This window comes from Streptomyces sp. CB02980, assembly GCF_014451325.2.
Taxonomy (GTDB): domain Bacteria; phylum Actinomycetota; class Actinomycetes; order Streptomycetales; family Streptomycetaceae; genus Streptomyces.
On sequence record NZ_JACSCH020000010.1, the window covers coordinates 228,278 to 231,083 of the forward strand.

At 73.8% G+C, this 2,806-nt stretch carries 2 protein-coding genes; one reads left to right on the top strand and one right to left on the bottom strand.

Annotated elements, in window-relative coordinates:
• On the bottom strand, positions 1-1,470 hold a 1,470-nt coding region (locus E0F75_RS22190; RefSeq protein WP_187624289.1), incomplete at its 3' end, for an FGGY family carbohydrate kinase.
• 302 nt (positions 1,471-1,772) lie between these two features.
• Between E0F75_RS22190 and E0F75_RS22195 the strand changes: the two genes are divergently transcribed.
• Positions 1,773-2,747 carry a hypothetical protein gene (locus E0F75_RS22195; protein ID WP_187624290.1) on the top strand — a complete coding sequence of 325 codons (975 nt, stop codon included), beginning with the start codon at positions 1,773-1,775 and terminating at the stop codon, positions 2,745-2,747.
• Positions 2,748-2,806: the final 59 nt, after the last annotated feature.

Below are 2,806 nucleotides of genomic sequence, written 5' to 3' on the forward strand. Positions count from 1 at the left end.
CGGGCCCTCGCGTGTCGGTGCCCCGGAGCCCGACCCGGTCCGCTCGACCAGCGCCGCCACCTCCGCCCGGAACCGCGCGAGGCGCTCGCTCGCCTCGTCGCCCGAGATCCGGGGTTCGTACACGGCCGAGGGTTTCCACTCGGGTACGGCCTCGCGGAGCGTGAGCCCCGGGTCGTGTCCGAGCCGGGCCACCGCGCCGACGCCGAGCGCCGTCGCGTCGGGCAACGACGAGACCTCGACCGGCAGCTGCAGGAGGTCCGCCTGGGTCTGCATGAGCAGCGCGGACCGGGTGAGGCCGCCGTCGGCGCGCAGCGAGGTCAGCGGCGCGCCCCGGTCGGAGGCGACGGCCGAGGCGAGGTCCACGACCTGCGCGGCGATTCCCTCGCACAGGGCGCGGACCAGATGGCCCGGCGTGGTGTCCAGGCCGAGCCCGGTGAGCGAGCCGCGCACGTCGCCCCGCCACCAGGGCGCGGCGAGCCCCGCGAGCGCGGGCACGAAGGTGACACCGCCGGTGTCCGGGACCCCTCCGCCGACCGGGTCGATCTCGGCCGCCCCGCCGATGACGCCGAGGTTGGTGAGCCAGCGTACGGCGGAGGCGACGGTGTACACCTGGCCGTCCAGGCAGTGGGCGACCTGTCCGCCGAGCCGCCAGGCGACACAGCTGACCAGGCCCGAGGACGCGCGCCGGGGTTCGGGGCCGGTCTGGGCGAGCAGGAAGGCGCCGGTGCCGTACGTGCACTTGGCGGCGGCCGGGTCGTCGGCGCTCTGGGTGAGCAGCGCCGCCTGCTGGTCGACCAGCAGGCCGGTGAGCGGCAGCGCCGGGCCGAAGGCGGTGGTGGTGCCGACGGGCGCGTCGCAGTCCACGACCCGGGGGAGGCGTTCGCCGCCCAGGCCGTACAGGTCGAGGGCGGTCTCCGACCAGGCGACGGTGTCGAGGTCGAGGAGTCCGGTCCGGCCGGCCGTCGCCGCGTCGGTGACGAAGGCGCCGGTCAGCCGGTGGACGAGCCAGGCGTCGCTGGTGGTGACGACGCCGGCCCCGGTGGAGTGGCGGCGGATCCAGGCCATCTTGGGAGCGGCGAAATACGGGTCGAGGGGAAGTCCGGTCAGTTGCCTCAACTGCTGTGCGTGTACGTCGAGTTCGGTGCAGACGGAGGCCGCTCGGCGGTCCTGCCAGACCAGGGCGTCGGTGAGTGGCTCGCCGGTGGCGGGGTCCCAGGCGAGGACCGTCTCGCCCTGATTGGCGAGACCCACGGCGACGACCGGCGCGCCGGCCTCGGCGAGGGCCGCTCGGCCCGCGGTGACCACGGAGTCGTACAGCTCACGCGGGTCGACCTCGACCAGACCGCCCGGCAGATACCGGGGCCGTACGGGAGCCGTACCGCTGCCGATGACTCCGCGCTCGGGGCAGAGGACGAGGGCCTTGGTGCCCGAGGTGCCCTGGTCGACGGCGAGTACCGGACCGGCCGTCATCGCACTGCTCCTGTCCCTGGACGTTCGGTGATCATCCGATCACCGAAAAGGGTCAGGGTGCCGCCGTCGCGGCGCTCCGTCAAGCCTCGACGGGTGATCACGTCAGGTCCACCGCTGAACCTGACAGACACTCAAATTCGGTCGTTGGCTTGATAATTACTGTCACGAAAGAAAGTGGACCGGTCGCATCCAGAGCCCTCTATAGTGATCGCCGATCAACGGCCGGGACGCCCGCCGGGGGACTGACCACCCCCTCCCATCCACCGAGGACCCATGTCATCCACACCACGCACCACCCCCTGATGGCCGGACACGGCTTCAGACCCGTCTACCACCCCGCGGGCCACGACCACGCCCTGCGCAACGCCGTCCAGGACTTACGCACCGGACGCTGGGTGGCGATGGCGCGGCTCCTCGACGAGACGACGGGGTGGGACGGCTGGACCCGGCGCACCCAGGTCCTCGCCGCCGTCGCCGCGGGCACCGACGTCGTCCACATGTGGCGGACCGAACAGCCCGGGAGCCTCGCCGCCACCGTGATGCACAGCCGCGTGACCGTCGAGCGGGCCGTACGCGCGCACCGCGCCGGCCACGCCCGCACCCGGGAGCTCTGGCAGGAGGCCTGGACCGCGTGCCGGGAGGCCGCCGACCTGGCCCCCGACGACCCGGTGCCCTGGGTCGGACTCATCGCCCTCGCAGCCCTCGACGGCCGTCAGCGCATGGAGGAGCACCGGCTGGCCCCGCCGGCCCCCATGCTGCCGCCGGGCCCCTGGGGCCTGCTCGCCGAGGCGGAGAAGCGCGACCCGCACAACCGCGAGGCGCACCACCGCATGCTCCAGTTCGTGTACGCCCGACGCCCGGGACCGCTCTCCGAGGCCGTCAACTACTCGCACTGGGCCGCCTCTTCGGCACCCGTCGGCTCCGCCCTGCACGTCCTCCCGCTGTACGTGCGCGTCGAGCGCTACCGGCGCGAGCGCGGCCACGAACGGGCCCTGGACCTGCACTGGGTCGCCGAGGACGCCGTCCGCGAAGCCCAGCGCGCCCTCGACACCTGGTTCCTCTTCTGCGCCACCGACGAGGCCTCCCTCCTCGACCTCAACCACCTGGCGCACGCCCTCTTCGGAGCCCTCCGCTTCACCGACGCGGCCCGGGTCTTCGCATCGCTCGGCCCGTACTACACGACCCTGCCGTGGGCGTACCGGACCCCTCATCCGGACGACCGCGTGCTCGCCGAAGAGGTCTTCCTGCGGGCCCGCGCCCGCTGTCTCAGCGGCTGAGGCCTGTTCCCACGTCTCATGCCGTCCCCCCCCCCCCCCCCCCCCCCCCCCCCCCCCCC